Genomic DNA, 21,240 nt, shown 5'->3' on the forward strand with positions numbered 1-21,240 from the left:
TATTCAGCACTTTTGTTCAAAAAGTATGAAAAAGAGGGGTAGCCGTTTGGCTATCCCGGCGTTTCTGTGCAGACTTATCTACTCCTCTTAATAAAATAAGGAGTCATTTATGCAACAAGAACATCGTGAGTGTATTGAGCAGTGTTATGAATGCGCGGCGGCGTGTGATATCTGCGCCTCTTCTTGTCTGCGTGAAGATAACGTCGAAATGATGAAGCACTGCATCCAGTTAGATATGCAATGTGCGGCCATTTGTCGCCTGGCGGCGCAATTTATGGCGTTGGAAAGCGAGTACTCACAAAAATTATGCCGCCTGTGCGCGGATATCTGCAAAGCCTGCGCCGAAGAGTGTGCAAGGCACGATCACGACCATTGCCAGAATTGTGCGCGGGCATGCAGCCAATGCGCAGACGTCTGCCTTAAAATGGCCGCGTAATTTTTCTTCCGCCATTAGCTCAACCGGATAGAGCATAGAGCTTCTACCTCTAAGGTTCGGGGTTCAATTCCTCGATGGCGGACCAGTTGATATCAAAAAAGGCCACCTGCGCGGTGGGCGCTGAGTTTTTGTTGAAATAATTGTAATGTTATAATATAACAATCATCTTTCTAAGAAAGATGAGGGTAACGTTTTGGTGATTCATTTAAAAAAACTGACAATGCTTCTGGGAATGCTGTTGGTAAATAGTCCTGCCTTCGCGCATGGTCATCATGCTCATGGCGCGCCGATGACGGAGGTTGAGCAAAAAGCGGCAGCGGGCGTGTTTGATGACGCTAATGTACGCGATCGCGCGCTCACCGACTGGGATGGTATGTGGCAATCCGTCTATCCTTATCTGGTCAGCGGCGAGCTGGACCCTGTCTTCAGACAAAAGGCGAAGAAAGACCCGGAGAAAACGTTTGAGGATATTAAAGCGTATTATCGCAAAGGATACGCGACGAATGTTGAGACTATTGGCATTGAAAATGGCGTTATAGAATTCCATCGCGACAATAACGTTGCATCCTGTAAATACAATTATGCCGGCTATAAAATTCTGACTTACGCATCGGGTAAAAAAGGGGTGCGCTACCTGTTCGAATGTAAAGATGCGAATAGCAAAGCGCCTAAATATGTTCAGTTTAGCGATCATATTATTGCCCCGCGAAAATCGGCGCACTTCCATATCTTTATGGGAAATACCTCGCAGCAGGCATTGCTGCAAGAGATGGAAAACTGGCCTACCTATTATCCTTATCAGTTAAAGGCGAATGAGGTCGTTGACGAAATGCTACATCATTAAGTCTGATTGCAATGTTAAAAGCTCGCTATGAATAGCGAGCTTTTTTTCTGCCGTTATGCCATATTTCTGGCAATCAATATAAAAAATACCTGCGCCCCCGGAGCAATGATGACGCCGTCGATACCGCCCTCGATTCAATGCCAAACGGATGCGGCATGTCGCCTGATTACTCGTGTCACAGGCGATACGTTGCGTGCTATTCATTTATATGGTTCCGCTGTCGCGGGCAGTCTGAAGCCAAACAGCGACATTGATCTGCTGGTGACAATATGCCAGCCGCTGACGGAGACCCAACGCGCAACGCTGATGCAGGAATTGCTGGCGCTTTCATCGCCGCCGGGGGCGTCGGCAGAAAAACGCGCTCTGGAGGTCACTGTCGTGCTTTATTCGCAGCTGGTTCCCTGGTGTTTTCCACCTTCCAGGGAAATGCAATTTGGCGAGTGGCTAAGAGAGGACATTTGTCAGGGGATTTATGAACCAGCGCAGCAGGACTGGGACATGGTGTTACTGATAACCCAAATTCTGGAAACCAGTATACCGCTAAAGGGCGAACGCGCGGAACGGCTGTTCACGCCAGCCCCTGCGGCGCAGTTGCTGAAGGCCTTGCGTTATCCCCTCGACCTTTGGCAATCCACGGCAGATGTGCAGGGAGATGAGTATCATATCGTTTTAACCCTGGCGCGTATCTGGTACACCCTTTCTACCGGGAGATTTACCTCTAAGGATGCGGCGGCTGACTGGCTGTTACCTCAGTTGCCAGAAGAGTATGCTGCTACGTTGCGTGCGGCGCAGCGTGAATATTTAGGTCTGGAGCAACAGGACTGGCATATTTTGCTGCCTGCGGTCGTACGCTTTGTGGATTTTGCGAAAGCGTACATTCCCACGCAGTTCACATAAGATGCCCCAGGACGTTTGTCAGGTTGCGCAAACGGCGTTCCTCAACTACTACTTAATGGGTTATCATCGCTGAAGTAAGCAGATGATCTTATGCGGGCCATCGAATGGATATTCCCACATGGCTCTCGTTTTGTTGAGGTGGATATGACTGGTTCCGCATCATCTGTTTTAAAGACAGATACAAGACTATTGAGCGAAAACCTGTTTCTTAATTATGGTCTGGAGTCCTTATTTAAGGACGTCGCAATAATAGCTGGTAACGTAAATTATATTATTTTTGATATCGACGATTACTACACCGTACAGCAGTATATTACTTCCACATTTAAAACGGTACTCATTGGAATTGTTACCCATAATGAATATAACTTTATTGATGAACATCATGCTATATATCGAATAAAGGTCGATGCCTCTATTGCTGAGTGGCGTGAGTTACTGATTTTGGCCGCTGCTGGTCAATTTTTCCCCAGGTCAGAGAAAGTCAGATTAACGGCGAATGAAAGAAATGTTTTGGCGATGCTTGTTAAAGGAATGGATATCCGACAAATAAGCTGTGAGCTGAATGTACATTTAAAAACTATTTACTCAGTACGCTACCATGTTCTGACTAAATTAGGTTGTAGAACAGTTCTGGATTATCAAATACTGTCCGTCTCTAAAGCCTTTACGCACTGGCTGACAATAAATAATGTCGATAATGTAATTTCACGTGTAAATAGTAAGGTCATTGCTTAATAATGATTTGCTTCTGATGGCGTTTAGGTTCACTATGCTTTCTTACATCATCATGAGGCCAGACAGGCATGGCTACTTTTAGTATTAGCGCAATGGCGGCGCAGTGTGGTGTCACAACAGCAAATATCAGGTCCTGGGAACGCTATGGCCTGCTTCAACCTACCAAAGATGAAGTTGGCAATCGTTTTTATTGCATAGAAGATGCTATCAGAATACAGCATATTATCGACGCGTTAAGCAAAGGCTTCTCATTAAAAGAGATTAAACCTGCCCTCTATGGTGAAGAAACGCATTGCCGCTCGGGATGGTTATTCTACCAGGAAGAGATTTTAGCGCAGTGTAGAAAATTCGAACCCGCCAAATTGCGAAAATTACTCTGGCGTTATGGTCGGGAAATTCCGCCGTGTATCGTAATTGAGTCAATACTGCGTCCTTTACGGCTGTGGTTGTCCGCAGGCGATGATGATGCACGCCGATTTGAAAAGGCATTACTGGATACTGCGATTATTGAATACGCCACGTTCCAGCTAAGTAGCGTACGAAAGGCGCCAGCAGGCACAATGCTTATTGCTGCGTTTTCGCTGAACGACCCCATTGAGCTATGGCTGGAAACGATTAAATATTGTAGTGAAGGTATGCGAGTTGAAGTCATCCCCTGGCAGGCGCCGATGCCCGATCTTTTATCAACGTCTTTCGAGCATATTGTTCTGTGGCATGATGAGACATTAACTCCCGCCCAGGAAAATCTTATTCAGGCGTTAAAAGAATCGGGTAAATTTAGTCTTCATGTGAAAAATGGCTCAGGCTTAACATTACTGCCAGCCGTATACCGGCAGCATGAGATGCCAGAAAGCATGCAGCATGTTGCACCGCAAATCCATGCAAACGGCTACGAAAAATCAGGTACCGCACGTTGAGGCATCTGCATTATTAACGAACAGGGGAGGAGTAACCCCCTCCCTTGTTTATACCCTTCATACTTCAAGTTGCTTATGTGTTGGCTACGGATTACTCGGCCCATCCATGGGCCTCGCCCTGACGGGCCGTCGCACGCGACGTTCAAATCTGCTCCCGGCAGATTTGTCGTTCACCCCAGTCACATAGTTATCTATGCTCCTGGGGACTCACTCCCTTGCCGCCTTTAAGCAACTCGAATTATTTTGGGTATATATTAGATGTCGTCAGGTGTCTGAAACAAAACGGCTTCTAAGGCATTACGGTAAATATCAAGCTGCACTACGTCTTTTTCTGTTTCCAGTTTTTCAATAAGTTTGGCGATGATATCCTTATTTGAGACATGCTGCTGCGATTGCAATAGTTCGTAAGTAATTTCCTGAATAGCTCGCTGTTCACATAACATATGTGCAGAAAAAGGATTGCCAGTACTATTTTGTTCGTTGACTAGTGTAATGGTAGTCATATTTCACCATATTCGATGTAAATTGAAGCCGATCTCCCTGAGCGGGGGAGAGAAATTAGTGACCTATTAAAGTTAGACCTATATCATAAAACTGTAATAAAAAAACATAAAAACGTGACGCGCATCACATTTGTGTGATTTGTTGTATATTTTATACACTTTAAATGAAGGTGAAGATTCCGCAGAATCAACGGCCTGTTCTTTTTATCACTCCAGTTTAAACGAATAAGCATTAATACCCATTTGTAATAATTACTTAATGTTATCTTAATAAAGGTAAATTACTGTCAGGCCTCCGTAAAAGGAGGTTGATTAATGATTCGTCATATCGCCATTTTTCTTTGTTCTTTATTGATGTGCAGCACCACTTTTGCCGATTCGGTAACGTCGGTATCGCTTGGCGCACTCTTAACCGCGCTCAATGAACGCATGTTATTAATGAAAGATGTGGCTGCTTATAAAATGAAGCACCATCTGCCGATAGAGGATTTCACGCGTGAACAAAATGTTTTTGCCGAGGCTGAAGAAGAAGCGAAAAATAACGGTCTGGACCCGCATTCGATAACCCCTTTTATTCGTTCGCTAATGGATGCCAGTAAAGCGATACAGTACCGCTATTTAGCGCAGTGGCGAACCGGCCCAGAACCCTCCTTTCCTATACAAACCTTGTCGGTCACCCGGCAACGTATTCGACAACTTGATAATCAAATGTTGATCATTATCAGCCAGCGCCTGATGGTCGGCGCTTTCAGCCATGAGGATATGGTGTGGCTGAGAACGCACTTTAATGCGCCGAATCTGAATGAGAGCGATATCAGTGATGTGTTGGCATCTCTGTCTTTGGTGCGACGCGCGCGTTAATTCCCCATGAGGAAACGTGGGCCAATACCTGGTGATTGCCTGCGGGGGGCGCGATACAAGAACGTTTTTGGGTGATGTGGATATAAGCGTGGCGGAATAGCGGCTGGAGAGACGTGGTTTCGCTTCCCATCTTCCGGTGCATTCGTTAGCATACTGTTTCGCAGCTAAGCGTAAATGTTTTCAGGAAGAGGTTAATGTGTTCGCGGAGTATGGTGTTCTGAATTATTGGACGTACCTGGTTGGGGCGATTTTTATCGTTCTGGTACCGGGGCCGAATACGCTTTTTGTGCTTAAAAACAGCGTGGGACGCGGGGTTAAAGGAGGATATCTTGCCGCATGCGGCGTGTTTATCGGCGATGCGATATTAATGTTTCTGGCGTATGCGGGCGTGGCGACGCTGATCAAAACAACGCCGGTTCTGTTTAACATTGTTCGCTATCTCGGCGCGTTTTATCTGCTCTACCTTGGCGCAAAAATCCTTTACGCCACGCTGACCTCAAAGGGGCGTGCGGCGACGGAAACGGTAGTTCCTTTTGGCGCTATTTTTAAGCGTGCTTTAATTCTTAGCCTGACGAATCCTAAAGCCATACTTTTTTATGTTTCCTTTTTTGTGCAATTTATTGACGTTACTGCGCCGCATACTGGGGTGTCATTTTTTATTTTGGCTACCACCCTTGAAATCGTCAGTTTTTGCTATCTGAGCTTTTTAATTCTTTCTGGCGCTTTTGTAACCCACTATATTGGTACCAAAAAGAAACTGGCAAAAGTGGGCAATTCGTTGATTGGCCTTCTTTTCGTCGGGTTTGCCGCCCGGCTGGCAACGCTCCAGTCTTAACCCCCTGGACCCGTCGACAACGGCGGGTCATTGCACTCCTTTCGGTTTTATTGCGTGGAAAACAGCAAAATAGTAACCAATAAATGGTATTTAAAATGCTGTTTTTGGAGCGTAACCTTTTTACGACAGCGATGAGACTATCGCTGAGTAACCTGCGGGAAGAGGGAAGCAAATGCGGCAAATTCCACAAAATCATATCCATACACGTTCCACGCCATTCTGGAACAAAGAGACGGCGCCTGCCGGAATTTTCGAACGCCACCTTGATAAGGGAACGCGACCCGGCGTTTATCCTCGCCTCTCGGTGATGCAGGGGGCGGTCAAATATCTCGGATACGCTGATGAACATTGCTCTGAGCCGGAAGAGATCATGGTGATCAATGCCGGCGAGTTTGGCGTGTTTCCTCCGGAAAAGTGGCACAATATTGAGGTCATGACGGATGATACCTATTTTAACATCGACTTTTTTGTCGCGCCGGAAGTACTGATGGAAGGGGCGACCTCACGAAAAGTCATTCATGCCGGGAGAGAATAATAATGGGAAAAGCTACTTATACCGTCACGGTCACGAATAATAGCAACGGCGTCTCTGTGGACTATGAAACGGAAGCACCGATGACGTTGCTGGTACCTGAAGTTGCGGCAGAAGTTGTGAAGGATTTGGTCAATACCGTGCGTTCCTACGATACCGAAAGCGAACACGACGTTTGCGGTTGGTAAGGATCTTGTAGTATCTATTTGATATAAATTGATTTTTTAAATGAGAAACCGCATCACGCGTCGCCAGCGTGATGCGGTTTTTGCGTATTGAAAAGCGCTGTTTATTTACATCAGACATGGGTTGAAAAGAAACATTAAGAAAACATTAAGAATATCGCATTGTTTGCTAATGAGGGCGTATTCATAAAACTTATGATTGGGTATTAAAAACCAGAAGAGTCTTATGATCATGAAACTCGATACCCGATTAACTTCGTCAGCACTTACTCTTGCGCTTGCCGCTGTGGTCATCCCGTTTACGGCGGACTGGCAATTGCCTTTGCTTAACGGCGTGGTGGTCCGATGGATTGAAAACGGACAAGCGTTATGGTTACTGTTTGGGGCGCTATTTACCGCCTGGTATATACGGCCACTTTCCCGTCCCGAAGGGGCAAAGCAGTTTTGGCTATGGGCTGTTGTCTGGTGGCTGGTACTGCTGGGTAGAAGCACCAGTTGGGGGCGTGACTATTTCCCTGACGAGCCACGTATGCTGTTCAGAACGATTTCAGTGCTATTAATTGCTGCGTTGGTATTGCCAGTCCTGTTTTCTGCCGGGCTACGTAAGGAGATTGTTCGTCGTCTGCGGGACGTTTCTCTGCCACTGTGGCTGTTTGCCGTGACGGCATGTTCATATCTGATTTCCGACACTGTCGAGCATCATCGGTGGTTGTCGCCGATATTCCTGCATAACGCGCGTTACACAGATTTGATTGAAGAGCTTTATGAAGTGCCATTTATGATCGGTTTGTTTATGGTGACCATGGGGTTTATGCAGCAGGACAAGCAGGATGAATGTACGGCGCTGGAGATGACCCCGTATCACGCAAAATAGCGCGGCTGAAAAAGACCATGAATTCGACATGGGATAGATAGCGGTTAGCAAAAAAAGCCCGCACTCGGTGAGGCGGGCAAATAATACTGGAAGCAATGTGAGCAATGTCGTACCGAACAGGTGGGTTATAAACTCAACCACTCGGTGTTGATAAAGATAATCGTTATCATTAATGATTGCAACCCTGATATTTATGCGCTTTTATCCACGACGCTAAAAGGTGATGGATATCACAAACTTCACTTTCCTGACGATGTGCTATTCTTTTTAACGGCAAATAAACCGCTAACGTTAAGACATAAGTGAGGAAAAAATGGGCATTCTTTCATGGATTATTTTTGGACTTATTGCGGGTATTTTGGCTAAGTGGATCATGCCAGGTAAAGATGGCGGCGGATTCTTTATGACGATCATTCTGGGGATCGTTGGTGCGGTAGTCGGAGGATGGATCAGTACGTTCTTTGGCTTTGGCAAAGTGGATGGTTTCAACTTCGGCAGCTTTGCAGTCGCGGTGATCGGCGCGATTGTCGTGCTGTTAATCTACAGAAAAATCAAAAGCTAAACGCAGAACTTTCAGAGATAATAAAGGCTACGACAGGTAGCCTTTATTATTCAAAATGAATTTACCACCAGCCCAGTTTGGTACCCGCCACCGCAACTAGCGCGATGCCCATCAACACCAGCGTTGTTTTCCTCATGGTTATGCTCCCGGCGCGGCGTAACCGCCAATAAAAAACCATGCCAAAAATAATATTGCCGTAATGAAAATGACGACAGGGAAGAGGATACCCACTCTCATGCTATTACCTTCACTGTTCAGGGGGCGCCAGAATAGCAGGGTTTTCTCAGCGACAAAAGGTCGGTTACTTTGTGACAGGGCGTGGCTATTACTGACTTAACCCGGGATAAACACCCGCTAAAGCGCTGACAGAAAGTATGGAAATAGCGTACCCGCCAGGTTATCCTGGACAAAATATCGCTTTAAGGAGTCGTTATGAAATTTACGTGGATTGCGTTGCCAGGCGTATTGCTGCTGAGCGCTTGTTCATCGTCGCAACCCAACGCCCCCAGGCCGCCGCGCATTGGGATGCCTAATCCGGCAGCCGTCTACTGTGAGCAACAGGGCGGTACGCTGATGCCGGTGCAGACCCCACAAGGCGTGCGTTCCGATTGCAAATTGCCCAATGGCGAAATCATTGATGAGTGGACATTATGGCGCAGAGAGCACCCTGATACGAAAAAGTGACAACCTGCGGTCCGACGGGATATGATTAAGAACAATCTGATAATGAGTTTCATGCGGCGCAAGAAAATATGTTTCAGTTAAAGCCGGGCGCGTTGGCAATAGTTATTGGCGCTAAAACACCCGCCGGACGGCGGAATATTGGTAAGTCGGTTGAGCTATTTTGCCTGTGCCAACCTGGGGATGAATTCATTAACCCGGTAAATGGACACGTCACCTTACTGCCGAAAGAAGCGCCTCGGGCGCTGTGGCTGGTTACGGGCGATGTAGCCTCCGCCGATGGTCAGCACGGTTTTGCCTGGGTGCGGGCAGAACATTTGATGCCGTTGTCCCCGGACAGACAACCAGGCCAGGCAGCGGCACGACAATCACAGCTCTCGTAGCCACTCCGCCAGCACAATGGCATGGTTCTGGCGAGTATCTTTAGCGGCGTATAGCAACGTTAGCGGTTGGTGTCGGGCAATATCCGCCAGCCGTTTGCCTGCTTGATGCTGTTGCGCAAGTTCTGCCCGGTATTGCTGCGCGAAGTGGTTAAAATCAATCAGTTCGCTATGAAAGGCTTTGCGCAATTCGGTGGAGGGCGTAATGGCCTTATTCCATTCATCATAGACCAGCGCTGCTTTTTTAATGCCGCGCGGCCATAGCCTGTCAACCAATACCCGATAACCATCGTCTTTTTCCGCCGGGAAATAGACGCGCTTACACTGGATTCGCATTTTTCCCTCCTGTGATGGTGTCGCTTACGGTAATTTTGTCGGATAGCGGTAATGATTTTAATGGATCAGGCCTGATAAACGAAGCGTCATCAGGCATTCAGATGTGGGTATCAGGTTTATTTATGACGCTATCTCTCGATCGCGTCCGGCGTAGAGGCCGAAAATCGCCATGATGATAGCCAGAACCGTCACGCCTGATAGCGGCAGATACCAGCTACCGCTGGCATCATGAAGTTTTCCCATGACGGGCGGCCCACATGCCGCCAGTAAATACCCGACCGACTGCGCCATGCCGGAAAGCGCCGCTGCCTGATGCGCCGAACTGGCGCGCAGGCCAATAAACGTCAGGCCGAGGATCATCGTCGCGCCTGAACCGAAGCCGAACAGTAGCGTCCAGATGACCGCCTGGCCCGGCACAAACCAAAGTCCCGCCGCGCCCACCGCGCACAATAGTGAGACCAGCGCGGCAATCCAGCGTTGATCGTTAAAGCGATGCAAAATAAGCGGAATGGCTAACCCAGGCGCCGCGGTCGCCAGTTGCAGCAGGCCATGTAGCGATCCTGCCTGTGCTTCGCTATAACCGTGGCTGATGAGTATTGTCGGTAACCAGCCGATAATCACATAATAAATCAGTGAGTTAAGTCCAAGAAACAACGTAACTTGCCAGGCTAAAGGCGAACGCCAGATACCGCGTTCATGTAATGCCCGGGAGCTACTCAGGTTAGCTGAGCGGGTAGTGCGCCACTGCGGCAACCAGATAAGAAGCGCCAACAGCGGAAACAGCATTAGCATTAACAGCGCGCCGCGCCAGCCAAAACCGTGCAACGCCAGCGGAACCACCAGCGCGGACCCCAACGCGGCGGCGGCGCCCATCGTCAATGAATACGCGCCCGTCAGCCTGGCGACATGTTGTGAAAAATCGCGCTTAATCAATCCTGGTAGCAGCACATTACCCAGCGCGATCCCGCACCCAATAATGGCAGTTCCGGCAAACAATAATGTAGCGGAGGGCAGGGAGCGGAGGGCAATACCTGCGCAAATCAGCAGCATTGCGGCAAACAGACTGCGTTCCATCCCGAACCGGCGCGCAATACCGGCCGCCAGTGGTGAAACCAGTGCAAACGCCAGAAGCGGCAAGGTTGTTAGCAGGCCCGTCTGGGCGGTGGAAAGACCGTAATCCGAACGGATTGTCTCCAGCAACGGCGCAGCGCCGGTAAATGTTACGCGCAGCGTAGTGGCTATCATCAAAATACCGGCAATCAGTAAAGCGCCCTGTTTGCCGCGTGGTGAAAGGGCTGTCGTCATCGTTTTCTCATCTCGTCAGGCGAGGCGATACCTTAACAGCTTTTACTGTTTGGATGAATCAAGCTAAAATGACAATTTATCGCTAAAATCGGACAATATAATGATTGGCCTGAGACTGGACGGTTACGATCCCGACCTTCACCACGATGCCGCTGTGGCCTTTTGTATTCGCGCCAGGGATGATGAACTGTTTAGCCCTCGCCATCAGCATCGCAAGGGACAGTTGATTCTCGCTCTGCACGGCGCGATTACCTGCGAGGTGGAAAATGCGATGTGGATGGTTCCGCCCCAGTATGCCGTCTGGCTCCCCGGCTCGCTGCCGCACAGTAATCATGTGACCGCAGGGGCGGAGCTGTGCTTTTTATTTATTGAACCTGCGGCGGTCGTCATGCCGGAGCGTTGCTGTACGCTGAAAATTTCGCCGTTATGCCGGGAGTTGATTTTGTCGCTGGCGCGCAGAACCGATCCCGAAAGAGCGCAAATGCCAACGCAGCGCCTTATTCAGGTGTTGTTTGATGAACTGCCGCAGCAGCCGCAGGAACAATTGCAATTACCGGTATCGGGGCATCCGAAAATTCGCCAAATGGTTGAGACAATGGCGCAGGAGCCCGCGCGATGGAATACGTTAGGGCAGTGGGCCAGCGTATTCGCGATGAGCGAGCGTAACCTTGCCCGGCTGGTCGTCAAAGAGACGGGGCTAAGCTTTCGTCGCTGGCGTCATCAGTTGCAATTAATTCTGGCGCTACAAGCGCTGATCGCGGGACGTAATGTACAGCAGACGGCGCAAATGCTGGGTTATGATTCCACCACGGCATTCATTACCATGTTTAAAAAAGGCCTGGGGCAGACCCCAGGCCAGTATCTGACGGGCGAGTTACTGCTTCCCCACAATTAAAGAGACCAGCCCCGCCGCAATCAGTGGGCCGACCGGCACGCCGCGAAACAGCGCGACGCCAAGTACCGTACCGACCAGCAGCCCGGCGACGAGCTGCGGTTGGTTTCCCATCAGCGTAATGCCGCGACCGCCCAGCCAGGAGACGAAAACGCCGACGGCAATCGCGACCAGCGATTTCCAGTTCACAAAAGAGTGGATCAATGTGGAGGGCGGTAGGGTTCCGCTGGCGATGGGGGCCATCACGCCGATGGTCAGAATAATAATCCCGACGGTAAGTCCCTGTTTTTCAATCCAGGGAAAAAAGGTATTCAACGGGGTTACGCGGACAATAATCAGCACCAGAATTGAGACGGCGACAGTGGTGTTGTGGCTGATAAATCCCAGAGCTGCCAGTCCGAGCAGGATCAGCAGAGTGACATCAAACATTATGGTTTCCTTGCCAAAAAGTAAGCCTGACTACTTTACGCCCAAACGGGAAAGCGCACAGGCCTTTTTAACGATTGATGCGGATTTCAGGCAACTGCCTGAAAGACAATCTTTACATGAAAAACGGCGTTGTCATTAAATTGCCATCAACGCCGCGTATTGCTAACAGGTGAACCGTCATTGTTGTCTTCCTGAGGATACAATTATGTACGATCCACCGTTTCTTGAAGCGCTGATGATAACGGCGTCGTTCTTCACTATTTTTATCATTATCGTTGTGTCGGTATTGCTCCTTGAAGAGGGAGAGGACTAAGCCGTTGGCGATGACTGAAAGCGGCGGAAGACTGCCAGTTCTGGTCGGGCGATGCGCAGATAGTCCTGTGTATTCATAATGACTGATTTTTCCAGCAGGCCGGCATTAAAAGCAATTTCATCGAAACGCTCAAACAGGAGCGGATCGGCGACCAGTTTCAGATTGGGGTGAAAACTGAAAGGCGGGATTGCGCCAAAAACGCAGCCGGTCAGCATATCGACTTCCGCCGGGCTGGCAAGGGAAGCGCGTAAGCCGCCCAGATGTGAAGCAAGCTGAGAGAGGTCGGCTTGCTGATCGGCCGCCAGAATAGCAAGAACGTGCTGGTTGACGCCGTTGCCTTTGACTTTACAGACCAGCGCTTTTGCGCCCTGGCCCAGCGCAGTACCGCGTATTTCAGAAACCGCTTCGCATTTCCCTACCGCTTCATGGCTAACCACACGATAGCGCGCGTTCTCCTGCGTTAATAAAGCCACTAAACGTTGGTGTGTAGCGACACCCTTCGCGACTTCAATCATTTCGGCCATTTCTTACTCCTGGTGCAATATGAACATTTACTGCGAAGCACTATGATGAACGATGTTGTTTTTGTTGTTTGTTCAGATAGAGCTGCGCATCGGAAGCCTGGTAGGCATCATTAATCGTATCATTGGGCTGCATATTATAAATCCCGGCGGAAAAATGGACTGTCTTATCCGGTGCGATAATTTGCAGGTTACGAATAATACGCTCCGGCAGATGGATAGCCAAATCCGCCGCGTAATCAACAAGAATAATACAGAACTCATCGCCGCCGAGGCGGATGGCGTAATCGCTTTTACGAATCGATGTTTTAATCGCTTTCGCCAACAGGGTAATAATTCGGTCGCCTTCCTGGTGCCCCTGGGTATCGTTGATCAGTTTTAACCTATCGCAATCAATAGCGACAAATGTCACCGGCGTCCCGGTATTGACCAGGCGTTGCAGTCGCTGTTCCAGCTCCGGTGTTAATATTTTACGGTTGTAAAGCCCGGTCATGGCATCGCTAATATTTTCGCGTGTGACGTTGCGATAAAGCCGAAAGTGCATCCGTACCATATTAAGCAGGATCGCCGTTGCCAGTAAGTAAAAGGCCAGCGCTTTCCAGGACGAGACAAGGAAATAGGTTAAATCAAGGGACAACGAAACGCGCAGTCCACCAGGGATATCATGGCTATAATTCACATATTGAAACAGATTATTTTTGCTTTGATTAATAATAATTTCTTTTCCGGAGTCCATATCCTTTAGTGTTACGTTAAGATAACGCCAAACCAGCGGACGGTCCTGGGTATAAAAAATATTTTTTAAATTATCCTGGTTAACATCCACCATCACGATACCTTTTAACGTTCCCGCCAGATAGACTGGCGTTAAAAAGCTCATGACGTTTTCCTGGGTAATATCATCCATGTAAATACTTGAAATAACCGTACGGCCGGTAAAAAGTTTATCTATATCTTTTCTGTTAATACCCATTGTGCCTTTTTGTAAAAAAGTCCAACGATGCATGGCGAAGCGCCGTGAGTTGATTAAATCATAGAAATAGACATAATGTTTATTTAAATCAACGTAATAACGGAATTTAAGCTCCAGTGTGCCCAGCCCGTGACTGTGGTCGTCCTGCGAACGGTTGATGCTTACCGCCTGATCAAACGCAGGCAGTAAAAGGGCGTCATCAAGATTATCGGTACATTGTGTAGCGGCAGTTTGCAGGGTGCCATGTAGCGCCGGGTAATTATGCCGGGTCAGGTTGACGCCGTGCGTACCGTTAATAGCCTCAAAGGCGTCGCAAAACGCGCGGCGTTTTTCTGCGGTGACGGGGTCTCCCGGCGCTTCAAAAGTTCGCATCAAATGTGCGGCGATGCTCTGATTCTGGTACTTATCGTACAAAAACGACGAATCGGCTCTCTCCATGATATAACGCATATAGGCATTCATTGCCCTGTCGCTGGCAATAAGTTCGTAAATCAGGAAGGACGATGTCAAAACGATGACGCTTGCCGAGATAAAGTGCCTGAGCGCTTTATGATGAAAATTCATGATGAACTACAGCCCTGAAAGTCGGATGCGTTAGTTTACCATAGCGATGAGAATTCCTCTAATAGACTGTTTAAAAATAAAACGTGTTGATGTTATGGAATAAAAATCATTCTCGATTTAATAAACCAATTAATACGCTGTGTTTATATTTTCGTGTGTGACTATTGTGATAAAAACTAAATTTTTAACCAACAATACTGATCTATTTGTGACAAAAAGAAAATAACCTTTATTATGATGATGAAAGGAGTGTGAAGTGGTAAGGATAATAATGTACTTCCGTTCGGAGGCACTATGAAACGATTTAAAGAGATGGCTGTGATTTTATTTTTTGCATTACTGGCAGCAGGTTTTACGTCGTCGGCGATGGCGGATGATCCTTTTTCACATGTTCTTGATCATGTTTTTGATAAAGTCCCTGCCTGTCACATTCTTCCTCCTGGAGTGGGGCAACCAGAACATCTTGGATATCAGCCTTGGCCTTGGTGTTGGTGATATTAACATGATGGAATTCTATTAATGGGTTAAATTACCCGATATGCCGGAATACCTTCATTCAGACTATTCGCGGGTAATTGCTTCAGTCATAAAAACCGAACACCAGGTTTATTAAAATCCGCCCGACATATGAACGGGCGGGTTTATTTATACGTTTTGATTGGCGCTCTGTTTCTGAAACAATTCGCGGAATACCGGATAAATATCCTCCTGATCGCGAATATGCTGCATGGCGAAGTTATCGAACGTCGCCTGCAGATGTTCATACTCGCGCCATAAGGTCTGGTGGGCGCGGCGGGTAATCTCGATATAGCTGTAATAGCGCACTACCGGCAGCAGCTTTTTCGCCAGAATCTCATGACACAACGGTGAATCGTCGGCCCAGTTATCACCGTCTGACGCTTGCGCCGCATAGATGTTCCACTGTCCCGGATCGTAGCGCTCTTTAACCACTTCATCCATGAGTTTAAGCGCGCTGGAGACAATCGTCCCCCCGGTCTCTTGCGAATAAAAGAACTCATGTTCGTCCACTTCCTTCGCCTGGGTATGGTGGCGGATATAAACCACTTCGACGTTCTTATACGTTCGGCTTAAAAACAGATAGAGCAGAATGTAAAAACGCTTGGCCATATCTTTGGTTGCCTGGTCCATCGAACCAGAGACGTCCATCAGACAGAACATTACCGCCTGGCTGGAGGGCTCAGGCCGTTTTTCATAATTTTTATAGCGTAAATCAAAGGTGTCGATAAACGGCACCCGCTCGATTTTAGCCCGCAGTTCGGCAATCTCCCGACGTAACCGCTCCTCTTCAAGCAGTTGCGCTGGTTCGCTTTTGCTGATGGTCTCCAGTTCCGTTTCCAGCGCGTGCAGTTCGCGGCGTTTTCCTGCCGTCATTGCTGTACGTCGCGCCAGAGAGTTTTGTAGCGAACGTACCACGCTGATATTGGCCGGCACGCCGTTTGAGGTGAAACCGGCGCGGTGAGTTTTATACTCGTTAAGCTGGCGATGCTGGTTTTTTTTCAGATTAGGCAGCGCTAAATCTTCAAAGAGCAGATCCAGATACTCATCTTTTGAAATCTGAAAAACAAACTCATCCTGGCCTTCGCCGTCCTGGCTGGCCTGACCTTGACCGCTGCCGGAACCGCCGCCGCCACCGCCTTGCGGACGCTCAATGCGATCATTCTGGATAAAGTGATCGTTACCCGGATGGACGCGATGGCGCAGACCGCCGCGCCCCTGATGAAACATCGGTTCGCTAATATCATCGGTTGGAATAGAGACGGACTCTCCGCTGTCGACATCGGTCACAGAGCGTTTATTAATCGCTTCGGAAATTGACTGCTTAATTTGTGCTTTATAACGGCGCAAAAAGCGCTGGCGATTCACCGTGCTTTTATTTTTGCCGTTAAGACGTCGGTCTATGAACCAGGTCATATGCCCCCCGTACTGCCAACTGAGCGCCTGTTCTGTCAGTGCCAGATAGCGCTAACGCTTAGCCAGTCTACAGAACATTACTTTGTAGGCCCGGTAAGCGCAAGCGCCACCGGGCATTAACATCACGACGATTTACGCACGCGCAGGTACCACTCGCACAACAAACGAACCTGCTTACGGGTATACCCTTTCTCCATCATCCGATCGACAAAGTCGTCATGCTTTTTCTGCTCGTCAGTCGACGTTTTGGCGTTAAAAGAAATGACCGGCAACAGCTCTTCAGTATTAGAGAACATTTTTTTCTCAATCACCGTGCGCAGCTTCTCGTAACTGGTCCAGTTTGGATTACGGCCGCTATTGTTGGCTCTGGCGCGCAGGACAAAGTTTACTATCTCATTACGGAAATCTTTCGGGTTACTGATACCCGCTGGTTTTTCAATTTTTTCTAGTTCGGCGTTCAGCGACTCGCGATCGAACAGTTGACCGGTATCCGGGTCGCGATACTCCTGATCCTGAATCCAGAAATCCGCATAAGTCACGTAACGATCAAAAATGTTCTGCCCGTACTCAGAATAAGATTCGAGATAGGCCGTCTGGATCTCCTTGCCGATAAATTCGGCGTATTTCGGGATCAGGTAGCCTTTCAGGAACTCCAGATAACGCTCAGCCTGCTCCTGCGGGAACTGCTCGCGCTCGATTTGTTGTTCCAGAACGTAGAACAGATGTACCGGGTTTGCCGCCACTTCCGCATGGTCGAAGTTGAATACGCGGGAGAGGATCTTAAAGGCGAATCGGGTGGAGAGACCGTTCATCCCTTCGTCCACGCCCGCATAGTCGCGATACTCCTGGTACGATTTGGCTTTGGGGTCGGTATCTTTCAGGCTTTCACCGTCATAAACGCGCATTTTCGAGTAAATACTGGAATTTTCCGGCTCTTTCAGGCGAGAAAGAATTGAGAAACGCGAAAGCGTTTCCAACGTGCCCGGCGCGCAGGGCGCATGAGCCAGCTCGCTATGATTAAGTAGTTTCTCGTAGATTTTGATCTCTTCGGAGATTCGCAGGCAATAAGGCACCTTCACAATATAGACACGGTCGAGGAACGCTTCGTTATTTTTATTGTTACGGAAAGTCACCCATTCAGATTCGTTTGAGTGGGCAAGTATGATGCCATTAAAGGGCAGGGCGGAAATACCTTCCGTACCATTGTAGTTACCTTCCTGAGTTGCGGTCAGCAAGGGGTGCAGCACCTTAATAGGCGCTTTAAACATCTCGACGAACTCCATGATCCCCTGGTTAGCGCGGCACAGCGCGCCAGAGTAACCATACGCATCCGGATCGTTCTGGGCGTGATGTTCGAGTTTACGAATATCCACCTTACCGACCAGCGCCGAAATATCCTGGTTGTTTTCATCGCCGGGTTCCGTTTTGGCGATGGCAATCTGCTCCAGAATGGAGGGCCAGACTTTCACCACCCGGAATTTAGTAATATCGCCGCCAAACTCATGCAGGCGTTTGGCCGCCCACGGGGACATAATCGTACCGAGATAGCGGCGCGGAATACCGTACTCTTTTTCCAGAATCTGCGCATCTTCCTGCGGATTAAACAGGCATAACGGATGATCGTTGACCGGGCTACGCTCGCCGTTGGCGCTTAAAACATAAATTGGCACGCGTTGCATTAGCGATTTCAGCCGTTCAGCGAGCGATGATTTGCCACCCCCCACAGGTCCCAGCAAATAGAGAATTTGCTTCTTCTCTTCCAGCCCTTGCGCCGCATGTTTCAGATAAGAGACAATCTGTTCAATCGCGTCTTCCATGCCGTAAAACTCTTCAAACGCAGGATAGCGAGCAATAACCCGGTTGGAGAAGAGTCGGGAAAGTCGGGGTTCCTGGGCAGTGTCGACCATATTAGGCTCGCCGATAGCCATTAATAGCCGCTCTGCCGCGTTGGCATAAGCACTGCGATCTTGCCGACAAATGGTAAGAAAATCCTGCAGTGTGAACTCTTCGTCCTTGGCAGCTTCGTAACGCTGGCGATAGTGATCGAATATATTCATGATATGCCATCCTTTCGTTTTTTCGCACATGTTAAGAGCCGTTCATATGAATAGTAGAGGCTCCCGGAAGAGGTAGACTGAACGCCGTCTCTGCTAAGGAAAAAAAAAGCAACTCTCATGCCATTTTATTGGCCAGAAGATCAACGTGTCCGGTGATACACCTTCTTAACATTAAGCGTAGATGGCATTTGCAAAACTTGCCTGTACGCGTCAGTGGATTTCGATGACATATCAATAACTCATCAGGTAGAAAAGGCTGGTGGATATCAGAAAAAGCGTTCCCGGTCACATAACGATCATCAACCGATCATCTGAAAATAATCGGTGATGGTGATATTAAACGGTTACATTGTGTAAAATAGTTGGGCTTACAGGTATTGGCGGTTACACTTTTGCCGCAGAACATTTGAATAAGGAATTATGGATTGTGACCAAACTTAAACTTCTGGCTCTTGGCGTGTTTATTGCAACATCCGCCAGCGTCGCGCACGCTGAAAGCAACCTGACGTTGGGCGCAGGCGTTGGTGTGGTTGAACACCCTTATAAAGATTACGATAGCGATGTTTATCCGATACCGGTCATCGCTTATGAAAGCGAAAACTTCTGGTTCCGTGGTCTGGGCGGCGGGTACTACTTGTGGAATGACAATGCCGATAAGTTGTCAATCATGGCATACTGGTCCCCGATGTACTTCAAACCGGGCGACAGCGATGACCATCAGTTGCGTCGTCTGGACAGGCGTAAAAGTACTATGATGGCGGGCGTTTCTTACGCGCATCACACCCAGTATGGATTCCTGCGTACCTCACTGGCAGGGGATACGTTGGATAACAGTAACGGTATTGTCTGGGATCTGGCCTGGCTTTATCGGTATACCAATGGCGGGCTGACCTTAACGCCAGGTATCGGGGTTGAATGGAATAGCGAGAACCAGAACGATTACTATTACGGCGTATCACGTAAAGAATCTTCGCGTAGCGGCCTGCGCGGCTATAACCCGAACGATAGCTGGAACCCGTATCTTGAACTGAGCGCTAACTATAATTTCGCCGGTAACTGGAGCGTATATGGTACTGCGCGCTACACCCGTCTGTCGGATGAAATTACCGATAGCCCGATGGTGGATAAATCCTGGACCGGTATCCTTTCTACTGGCGTGACCTATAGATTCTGATTGATTGAATTTGCCAGAAAAACCATGACAAAGCCTGCGTTATGCAGGCTTTGTGCTGTCTGAAACGCGAACATGGCGGCTTGCATAAATGCGCTGTTGACCGGGTATGGCGCAGCCTTATGTGATTTATACTTTGTTACATCAATTTAAAAAACTAGCCTTTTATATGAAAAATCAAGGTGATTACAACTGCGCTAACAATTAGCGTAATAATTGTTGCAATGCTGGCTGATATCGCCCTGTCACGTCCCGCTTATGCTATACCCATTCTTCACAGCGAGTAAGACGAATGAGCATAGTATTCAATACCGTAGCCAAGCCCAGCGGCAGTCTGTGTAACTTATCGTGCAAGTACTGTTTCTATCTTGATAAACCCCGGGGCCAGCGCGTCATGTCTGACGATGTGCTGGAGACGTATATCCGCCGGGTAATTGATGATACGCCATCCTCAGAGGTCTCGTTTTGTTGGCAGGGGGGAGAGCCGACGCTATGCGGTCTTTCTTTTTACCAAAAAGTGGTGCGCTTGCAGCAACGCTATGCCAACGGCAAAACTATTTACAACAGTCTGCAAACCAATGGCGTATTAATCAATGAAGAATGGGCGGCTTTCTTTGCGCAGCACCAGTTCCTGATTGGTATATCGATTGATGGGCCGCAAGTCGTTCATGATAATTACCGGAAAACGCCGTCAGGGCGGGCGTCTTTTTCCCGTGTCGTTAATGCTATCCGCCTTCTGCAGGCAAATGATGTCGAGTTCAACACGCTCACTGTCGTGAATGATGTGTCATGCCGTCATGGCAACGCTATTTATCATTTTTTGACGCAGGAATTGGAAAGTAAACACCTGCAATTTATTCCCATTGTTGAGCCGCTCGCGCAAAAAACGCAGCGTTCTTTGACGTTATCTGACAATGAGGATTCGCCTTCGCTGATGCCCTTTTCCGTCACGCCTGAAGGGTGGGGCGCCTTTATGTGCGATGTTTTTGATCAATGGATACGTCACGATGTCGGACGCATATTCGTACAGCTTTTTGACAACTTACTTGGCGTCTGGATGGGGGAGCCCGCCACGCTTTGTACGATGCAGTCGACCTGCGGGCAAAGTTTGCTGGTGGAGCAGAATGGCGACGTGTTTAGCTGTGACCATTTTGTTTTTCCCGCCTATAAACTGGGCAATCTGCAGCAACACTCTTTAGAAGAAATGGCGGCTTCTTCTTTTCAGCAGCAGTTTGGCGCGGCTAAAGCAAACCTTTCCTCACGCTGCCAGAACTGTACGTGGCGCTTTGCCTGTCACGGCGGTTGTCCGAAACATCGAATTTGTATGGACGGCGGCGAACGGCAAAATTATCTCTGTAAAGGATATCTGGAGTTCTTTCAACATGTGACGCCCTATATGAATGTGATGCGTCAATTATTACTGAATCAGCGACCCGCCGCGCATATTACTCGCATCGTCGACATGATTGCGGATGACGTTCGTCAGTGACAAGAAAATCGCC

General features: G+C 48.5%; 27 protein-coding genes, 1 tRNA gene and 1 pseudogene. 19 read left to right on the plus strand and 10 right to left on the minus strand.

Features of this window, described 5'->3' with window-relative positions; all coding sequences use genetic code 11:
* Nucleotides 1-109: 109 nt before the first annotated feature.
* From ACLJRH_RS11760 to ACLJRH_RS11785, 6 genes are all read left to right on the plus strand, one after another.
* Nucleotides 110-436: a four-helix bundle copper-binding protein gene (locus tag ACLJRH_RS11760; protein ID WP_023136871.1), complete on the plus strand. Its 327-nt coding sequence runs from the start codon at nt 110-112 to the stop codon at nt 434-436.
* 8 nt (nt 437-444) lie between these two features.
* A tRNA-Arg gene (locus ACLJRH_RS11765) sits at nt 445-521 on the plus strand.
* A 111-nt stretch (nt 522-632) separates the two neighbouring features.
* Complete coding sequence (zinT, locus tag ACLJRH_RS11770) at nt 633-1,280, plus strand: metal-binding protein ZinT (RefSeq protein ID WP_001537483.1); 648 nt, start codon at nt 633-635, stop codon at nt 1,278-1,280.
* A gap of 108 nt (nt 1,281-1,388) precedes the next feature.
* The gene (gene aadA / locus ACLJRH_RS11775; RefSeq protein WP_023136870.1) at nt 1,389-2,177 is read left to right on the plus strand and encodes a cryptic aminoglycoside nucleotidyltransferase ANT(3'')/ANT(9); all 789 of its coding nucleotides are present in this window, start codon (nt 1,389-1,391) and stop codon (nt 2,175-2,177) included.
* Nucleotides 2,178-2,321: 144 nt separating this feature from the next.
* Nucleotides 2,322-2,915: a helix-turn-helix domain-containing protein gene (locus ACLJRH_RS11780; RefSeq protein ID WP_001562706.1), complete on the plus strand. Its 594-nt coding sequence runs from the start codon at nt 2,322-2,324 to the stop codon at nt 2,913-2,915.
* A 68-nt stretch (nt 2,916-2,983) separates the two neighbouring features.
* Nucleotides 2,984-3,832 carry a MerR family transcriptional regulator gene (locus tag ACLJRH_RS11785; RefSeq protein ID WP_000190269.1) on the plus strand — a complete coding sequence of 283 codons (849 nt, stop codon included), beginning with the start codon at nt 2,984-2,986 and terminating at the stop codon, nt 3,830-3,832.
* A 254-nt stretch (nt 3,833-4,086) separates the two neighbouring features.
* On the opposite strand, the gene ACLJRH_RS11790 is transcribed toward ACLJRH_RS11785, so the two are convergent.
* Entirely contained in the window at nt 4,087-4,335 is a 249-nt protein-coding gene (locus tag ACLJRH_RS11790; RefSeq protein WP_000208086.1) for a biofilm/acid-resistance regulator YmgB/AriR, read from the minus strand.
* Nucleotides 4,336-4,413: 78 nt separating this feature from the next.
* Nucleotides 4,414-4,568 (minus strand): annotated as a pseudogene (locus ACLJRH_RS11795) (hypothetical protein).
* An 82-nt stretch (nt 4,569-4,650) separates the two neighbouring features.
* On the opposite strand from ACLJRH_RS11795, the gene ACLJRH_RS11800 reads away from it, so the two are divergent.
* The 6 genes from ACLJRH_RS11800 (at nt 4,651) to ACLJRH_RS11825 (ending at nt 8,184) form a co-directional block, all read left to right on the plus strand.
* Nucleotides 4,651-5,196, plus strand: a complete 546-nt coding sequence (locus ACLJRH_RS11800; RefSeq protein WP_000617984.1) for a chorismate mutase — start codon at nt 4,651-4,653, stop codon at nt 5,194-5,196.
* Between the two features lie 196 nt (nt 5,197-5,392).
* Entirely contained in the window at nt 5,393-6,031 is a 639-nt protein-coding gene (gene leuE / locus ACLJRH_RS11805) for a leucine efflux protein LeuE (protein ID WP_000457190.1), read from the plus strand.
* A 172-nt stretch (nt 6,032-6,203) separates the two neighbouring features.
* Nucleotides 6,204-6,566 (plus strand): DUF1971 domain-containing protein YeaR, encoded by a 363-nt coding sequence (gene yeaR / locus ACLJRH_RS11810; protein WP_001248993.1) that lies wholly within the window; start codon nt 6,204-6,206, stop codon nt 6,564-6,566.
* 2 nt (nt 6,567-6,568) lie between these two features.
* Nucleotides 6,569-6,751: a DUF1869 domain-containing protein gene (locus ACLJRH_RS11815; RefSeq protein WP_023136869.1), complete on the plus strand. Its 183-nt coding sequence runs from the start codon at nt 6,569-6,571 to the stop codon at nt 6,749-6,751.
* A 229-nt stretch (nt 6,752-6,980) separates the two neighbouring features.
* The gene (locus ACLJRH_RS11820) at nt 6,981-7,622 is read left to right on the plus strand and encodes a hypothetical protein (RefSeq protein ID WP_023136868.1); all 642 of its coding nucleotides are present in this window, start codon (nt 6,981-6,983) and stop codon (nt 7,620-7,622) included.
* A 313-nt stretch (nt 7,623-7,935) separates the two neighbouring features.
* Nucleotides 7,936-8,184, plus strand: coding sequence for a GlsB/YeaQ/YmgE family stress response membrane protein (locus tag ACLJRH_RS11825; protein ID WP_000512149.1), 249 nt, complete (start codon nt 7,936-7,938; stop codon nt 8,182-8,184).
* Between the two features lie 138 nt (nt 8,185-8,322).
* On the opposite strand, the gene ACLJRH_RS11830 is transcribed toward ACLJRH_RS11825, so the two are convergent.
* Nucleotides 8,323-8,421, minus strand: coding sequence for a YoaK family small membrane protein (locus ACLJRH_RS11830; RefSeq protein ID WP_001589065.1), 99 nt, complete (start codon nt 8,419-8,421; stop codon nt 8,323-8,325).
* A gap of 195 nt (nt 8,422-8,616) precedes the next feature.
* On the opposite strand from ACLJRH_RS11830, the gene ACLJRH_RS11835 reads away from it, so the two are divergent.
* Nucleotides 8,617-8,868, plus strand: coding sequence for a DUF333 domain-containing protein (locus tag ACLJRH_RS11835; RefSeq protein ID WP_000673492.1), 252 nt, complete (start codon nt 8,617-8,619; stop codon nt 8,866-8,868).
* A gap of 68 nt (nt 8,869-8,936) precedes the next feature.
* Nucleotides 8,937-9,248, plus strand: coding sequence for a hypothetical protein (locus tag ACLJRH_RS11840; RefSeq protein ID WP_000487129.1), 312 nt, complete (start codon nt 8,937-8,939; stop codon nt 9,246-9,248).
* Here ACLJRH_RS11840 and ACLJRH_RS11845 read toward each other — a convergent pair.
* Both ACLJRH_RS11845 and ACLJRH_RS11850 read right to left on the minus strand, forming a co-directional pair.
* Nucleotides 9,234-9,581, minus strand: a complete 348-nt coding sequence (locus ACLJRH_RS11845; RefSeq protein ID WP_023136867.1) for a DUF488 domain-containing protein — start codon at nt 9,579-9,581, stop codon at nt 9,234-9,236. The genes ACLJRH_RS11840 and ACLJRH_RS11845 overlap by 15 nt on opposite strands.
* Nucleotides 9,582-9,701: 120 nt before the next feature.
* On the minus strand, nt 9,702-10,886 hold the full coding sequence (locus ACLJRH_RS11850) for a CynX/NimT family MFS transporter (protein ID WP_023136866.1): 1,185 nt from the start codon (nt 10,884-10,886) through the stop codon (nt 9,702-9,704).
* A gap of 100 nt (nt 10,887-10,986) precedes the next feature.
* On the opposite strand from ACLJRH_RS11850, the gene ACLJRH_RS11855 reads away from it, so the two are divergent.
* Nucleotides 10,987-11,781: an AraC family transcriptional regulator gene (locus ACLJRH_RS11855; protein ID WP_000579793.1), complete on the plus strand. Its 795-nt coding sequence runs from the start codon at nt 10,987-10,989 to the stop codon at nt 11,779-11,781.
* Here ACLJRH_RS11855 and ACLJRH_RS11860 read toward each other — a convergent pair.
* Nucleotides 11,761-12,207: a DUF441 domain-containing protein gene (locus ACLJRH_RS11860; protein ID WP_000460698.1), complete on the minus strand. Its 447-nt coding sequence runs from the start codon at nt 12,205-12,207 to the stop codon at nt 11,761-11,763. The genes ACLJRH_RS11855 and ACLJRH_RS11860 overlap by 21 nt on opposite strands.
* 205 nt (nt 12,208-12,412) lie before the next feature.
* On the opposite strand from ACLJRH_RS11860, the gene yoaI reads away from it, so the two are divergent.
* Nucleotides 12,413-12,520, plus strand: coding sequence for a small membrane protein YoaI (gene yoaI, locus ACLJRH_RS11865; protein WP_023136865.1), 108 nt, complete (start codon nt 12,413-12,415; stop codon nt 12,518-12,520).
* Here the strand turns inward: yoaI and ACLJRH_RS11870 are convergent.
* Complete coding sequence (locus ACLJRH_RS11870) at nt 12,517-13,035, minus strand: YbaK/prolyl-tRNA synthetase associated domain-containing protein (RefSeq protein WP_023892117.1); 519 nt, start codon at nt 13,033-13,035, stop codon at nt 12,517-12,519. The genes yoaI and ACLJRH_RS11870 overlap by 4 nt on opposite strands.
* A gap of 49 nt (nt 13,036-13,084) precedes the next feature.
* Entirely contained in the window at nt 13,085-14,578 is a 1,494-nt protein-coding gene (dgcJ, locus tag ACLJRH_RS11875) for a diguanylate cyclase DgcJ (protein ID WP_080187400.1), read from the minus strand.
* 294 nt (nt 14,579-14,872) lie between these two features.
* On the opposite strand from dgcJ, the gene ACLJRH_RS11880 reads away from it, so the two are divergent.
* Nucleotides 14,873-15,073 carry a hypothetical protein gene (locus ACLJRH_RS11880; protein WP_024138907.1) on the plus strand — a complete coding sequence of 67 codons (201 nt, stop codon included), beginning with the start codon at nt 14,873-14,875 and terminating at the stop codon, nt 15,071-15,073.
* 150 nt (nt 15,074-15,223) lie between these two features.
* On the opposite strand, the gene ACLJRH_RS11885 is transcribed toward ACLJRH_RS11880, so the two are convergent.
* Both ACLJRH_RS11885 and yeaG read right to left on the minus strand, forming a co-directional pair.
* Nucleotides 15,224-16,510 carry a YeaH/YhbH family protein gene (locus ACLJRH_RS11885; protein WP_023136862.1) on the minus strand — a complete coding sequence of 429 codons (1,287 nt, stop codon included), beginning with the start codon at nt 16,508-16,510 and terminating at the stop codon, nt 15,224-15,226.
* Between the two features lie 122 nt (nt 16,511-16,632).
* Nucleotides 16,633-18,567, minus strand: coding sequence for a protein kinase YeaG (yeaG, locus tag ACLJRH_RS11890; RefSeq protein ID WP_001518010.1), 1,935 nt, complete (start codon nt 18,565-18,567; stop codon nt 16,633-16,635).
* Nucleotides 18,568-18,994: 427 nt separating this feature from the next.
* On the opposite strand from yeaG, the gene ACLJRH_RS11895 reads away from it, so the two are divergent.
* Together ACLJRH_RS11895 and ACLJRH_RS11900 are read left to right on the plus strand one after the other, a co-directional pair.
* Nucleotides 18,995-19,741, plus strand: a complete 747-nt coding sequence (locus ACLJRH_RS11895; protein ID WP_000163762.1) for a MipA/OmpV family protein — start codon at nt 18,995-18,997, stop codon at nt 19,739-19,741.
* 289 nt (nt 19,742-20,030) lie between these two features.
* A complete protein-coding gene (locus ACLJRH_RS11900; RefSeq protein WP_000029250.1) occupies nt 20,031-21,227 on the plus strand; it encodes an anaerobic sulfatase maturase in 1,197 nt (398 codons plus the stop codon).
* Nucleotides 21,228-21,240 lie beyond the last annotated feature (13 nt).

This window comes from Salmonella sp. SAL04162 (assembly GCF_046551535.1).
GTDB classification, from domain to species: Bacteria; Pseudomonadota; Gammaproteobacteria; order Enterobacterales; family Enterobacteriaceae; genus Salmonella; species Salmonella enterica.

Coding starts and splice junctions, on each gene's coding strand:
- ACLJRH_RS11760 (WP_023136871.1), top strand. CDS start 110: ATGCAACAAGAACATCGTGAGTGTATTGAGCAGTGTTATGAATGCGCG.
- aadA (WP_023136870.1), top strand. CDS start 1,389: ATGACGCCGTCGATACCGCCCTCGATTCAATGCCAAACGGATGCGGCA.
- ACLJRH_RS11780 (WP_001562706.1), top strand. CDS start 2,322: ATGACTGGTTCCGCATCATCTGTTTTAAAGACAGATACAAGACTATTG.
- ACLJRH_RS11785 (WP_000190269.1), top strand. CDS start 2,984: ATGGCTACTTTTAGTATTAGCGCAATGGCGGCGCAGTGTGGTGTCACA.
- ACLJRH_RS11790 (WP_000208086.1), bottom strand. CDS start 4,335: ATGACTACCATTACACTAGTCAACGAACAAAATAGTACTGGCAATCCT.
- ACLJRH_RS11800 (WP_000617984.1), top strand. CDS start 4,651: ATGATTCGTCATATCGCCATTTTTCTTTGTTCTTTATTGATGTGCAGC.
- yeaR (WP_001248993.1), top strand. CDS start 6,204: ATGCGGCAAATTCCACAAAATCATATCCATACACGTTCCACGCCATTC.
- ACLJRH_RS11815 (WP_023136869.1), top strand. CDS start 6,569: ATGGGAAAAGCTACTTATACCGTCACGGTCACGAATAATAGCAACGGC.
- ACLJRH_RS11820 (WP_023136868.1), top strand. CDS start 6,981: ATGAAACTCGATACCCGATTAACTTCGTCAGCACTTACTCTTGCGCTT.
- ACLJRH_RS11825 (WP_000512149.1), top strand. CDS start 7,936: ATGGGCATTCTTTCATGGATTATTTTTGGACTTATTGCGGGTATTTTG.
- ACLJRH_RS11830 (WP_001589065.1), bottom strand. CDS start 8,421: ATGAGAGTGGGTATCCTCTTCCCTGTCGTCATTTTCATTACGGCAATA.
- ACLJRH_RS11835 (WP_000673492.1), top strand. CDS start 8,617: ATGAAATTTACGTGGATTGCGTTGCCAGGCGTATTGCTGCTGAGCGCT.
- ACLJRH_RS11840 (WP_000487129.1), top strand. CDS start 8,937: ATGTTTCAGTTAAAGCCGGGCGCGTTGGCAATAGTTATTGGCGCTAAA.
- ACLJRH_RS11845 (WP_023136867.1), bottom strand. CDS start 9,581: ATGCGAATCCAGTGTAAGCGCGTCTATTTCCCGGCGGAAAAAGACGAT.
- ACLJRH_RS11850 (WP_023136866.1), bottom strand. CDS start 10,886: ATGACGACAGCCCTTTCACCACGCGGCAAACAGGGCGCTTTACTGATT.
- ACLJRH_RS11855 (WP_000579793.1), top strand. CDS start 10,987: ATGATTGGCCTGAGACTGGACGGTTACGATCCCGACCTTCACCACGAT.
- ACLJRH_RS11860 (WP_000460698.1), bottom strand. CDS start 12,207: ATGTTTGATGTCACTCTGCTGATCCTGCTCGGACTGGCAGCTCTGGGA.
- yoaI (WP_023136865.1), top strand. CDS start 12,413: ATGTACGATCCACCGTTTCTTGAAGCGCTGATGATAACGGCGTCGTTC.
- ACLJRH_RS11870 (WP_023892117.1), bottom strand. CDS start 13,035: ATGATTGAAGTCGCGAAGGGTGTCGCTACACACCAACGTTTAGTGGCT.
- dgcJ (WP_080187400.1), bottom strand. CDS start 14,578: ATGAATTTTCATCATAAAGCGCTCAGGCACTTTATCTCGGCAAGCGTC.
- ACLJRH_RS11880 (WP_024138907.1), top strand. CDS start 14,873: ATGAAACGATTTAAAGAGATGGCTGTGATTTTATTTTTTGCATTACTG.
- ACLJRH_RS11885 (WP_023136862.1), bottom strand. CDS start 16,510: ATGACCTGGTTCATAGACCGACGTCTTAACGGCAAAAATAAAAGCACG.
- yeaG (WP_001518010.1), bottom strand. CDS start 18,567: ATGAATATATTCGATCACTATCGCCAGCGTTACGAAGCTGCCAAGGAC.
- ACLJRH_RS11900 (WP_000029250.1), top strand. CDS start 20,031: ATGAGCATAGTATTCAATACCGTAGCCAAGCCCAGCGGCAGTCTGTGT.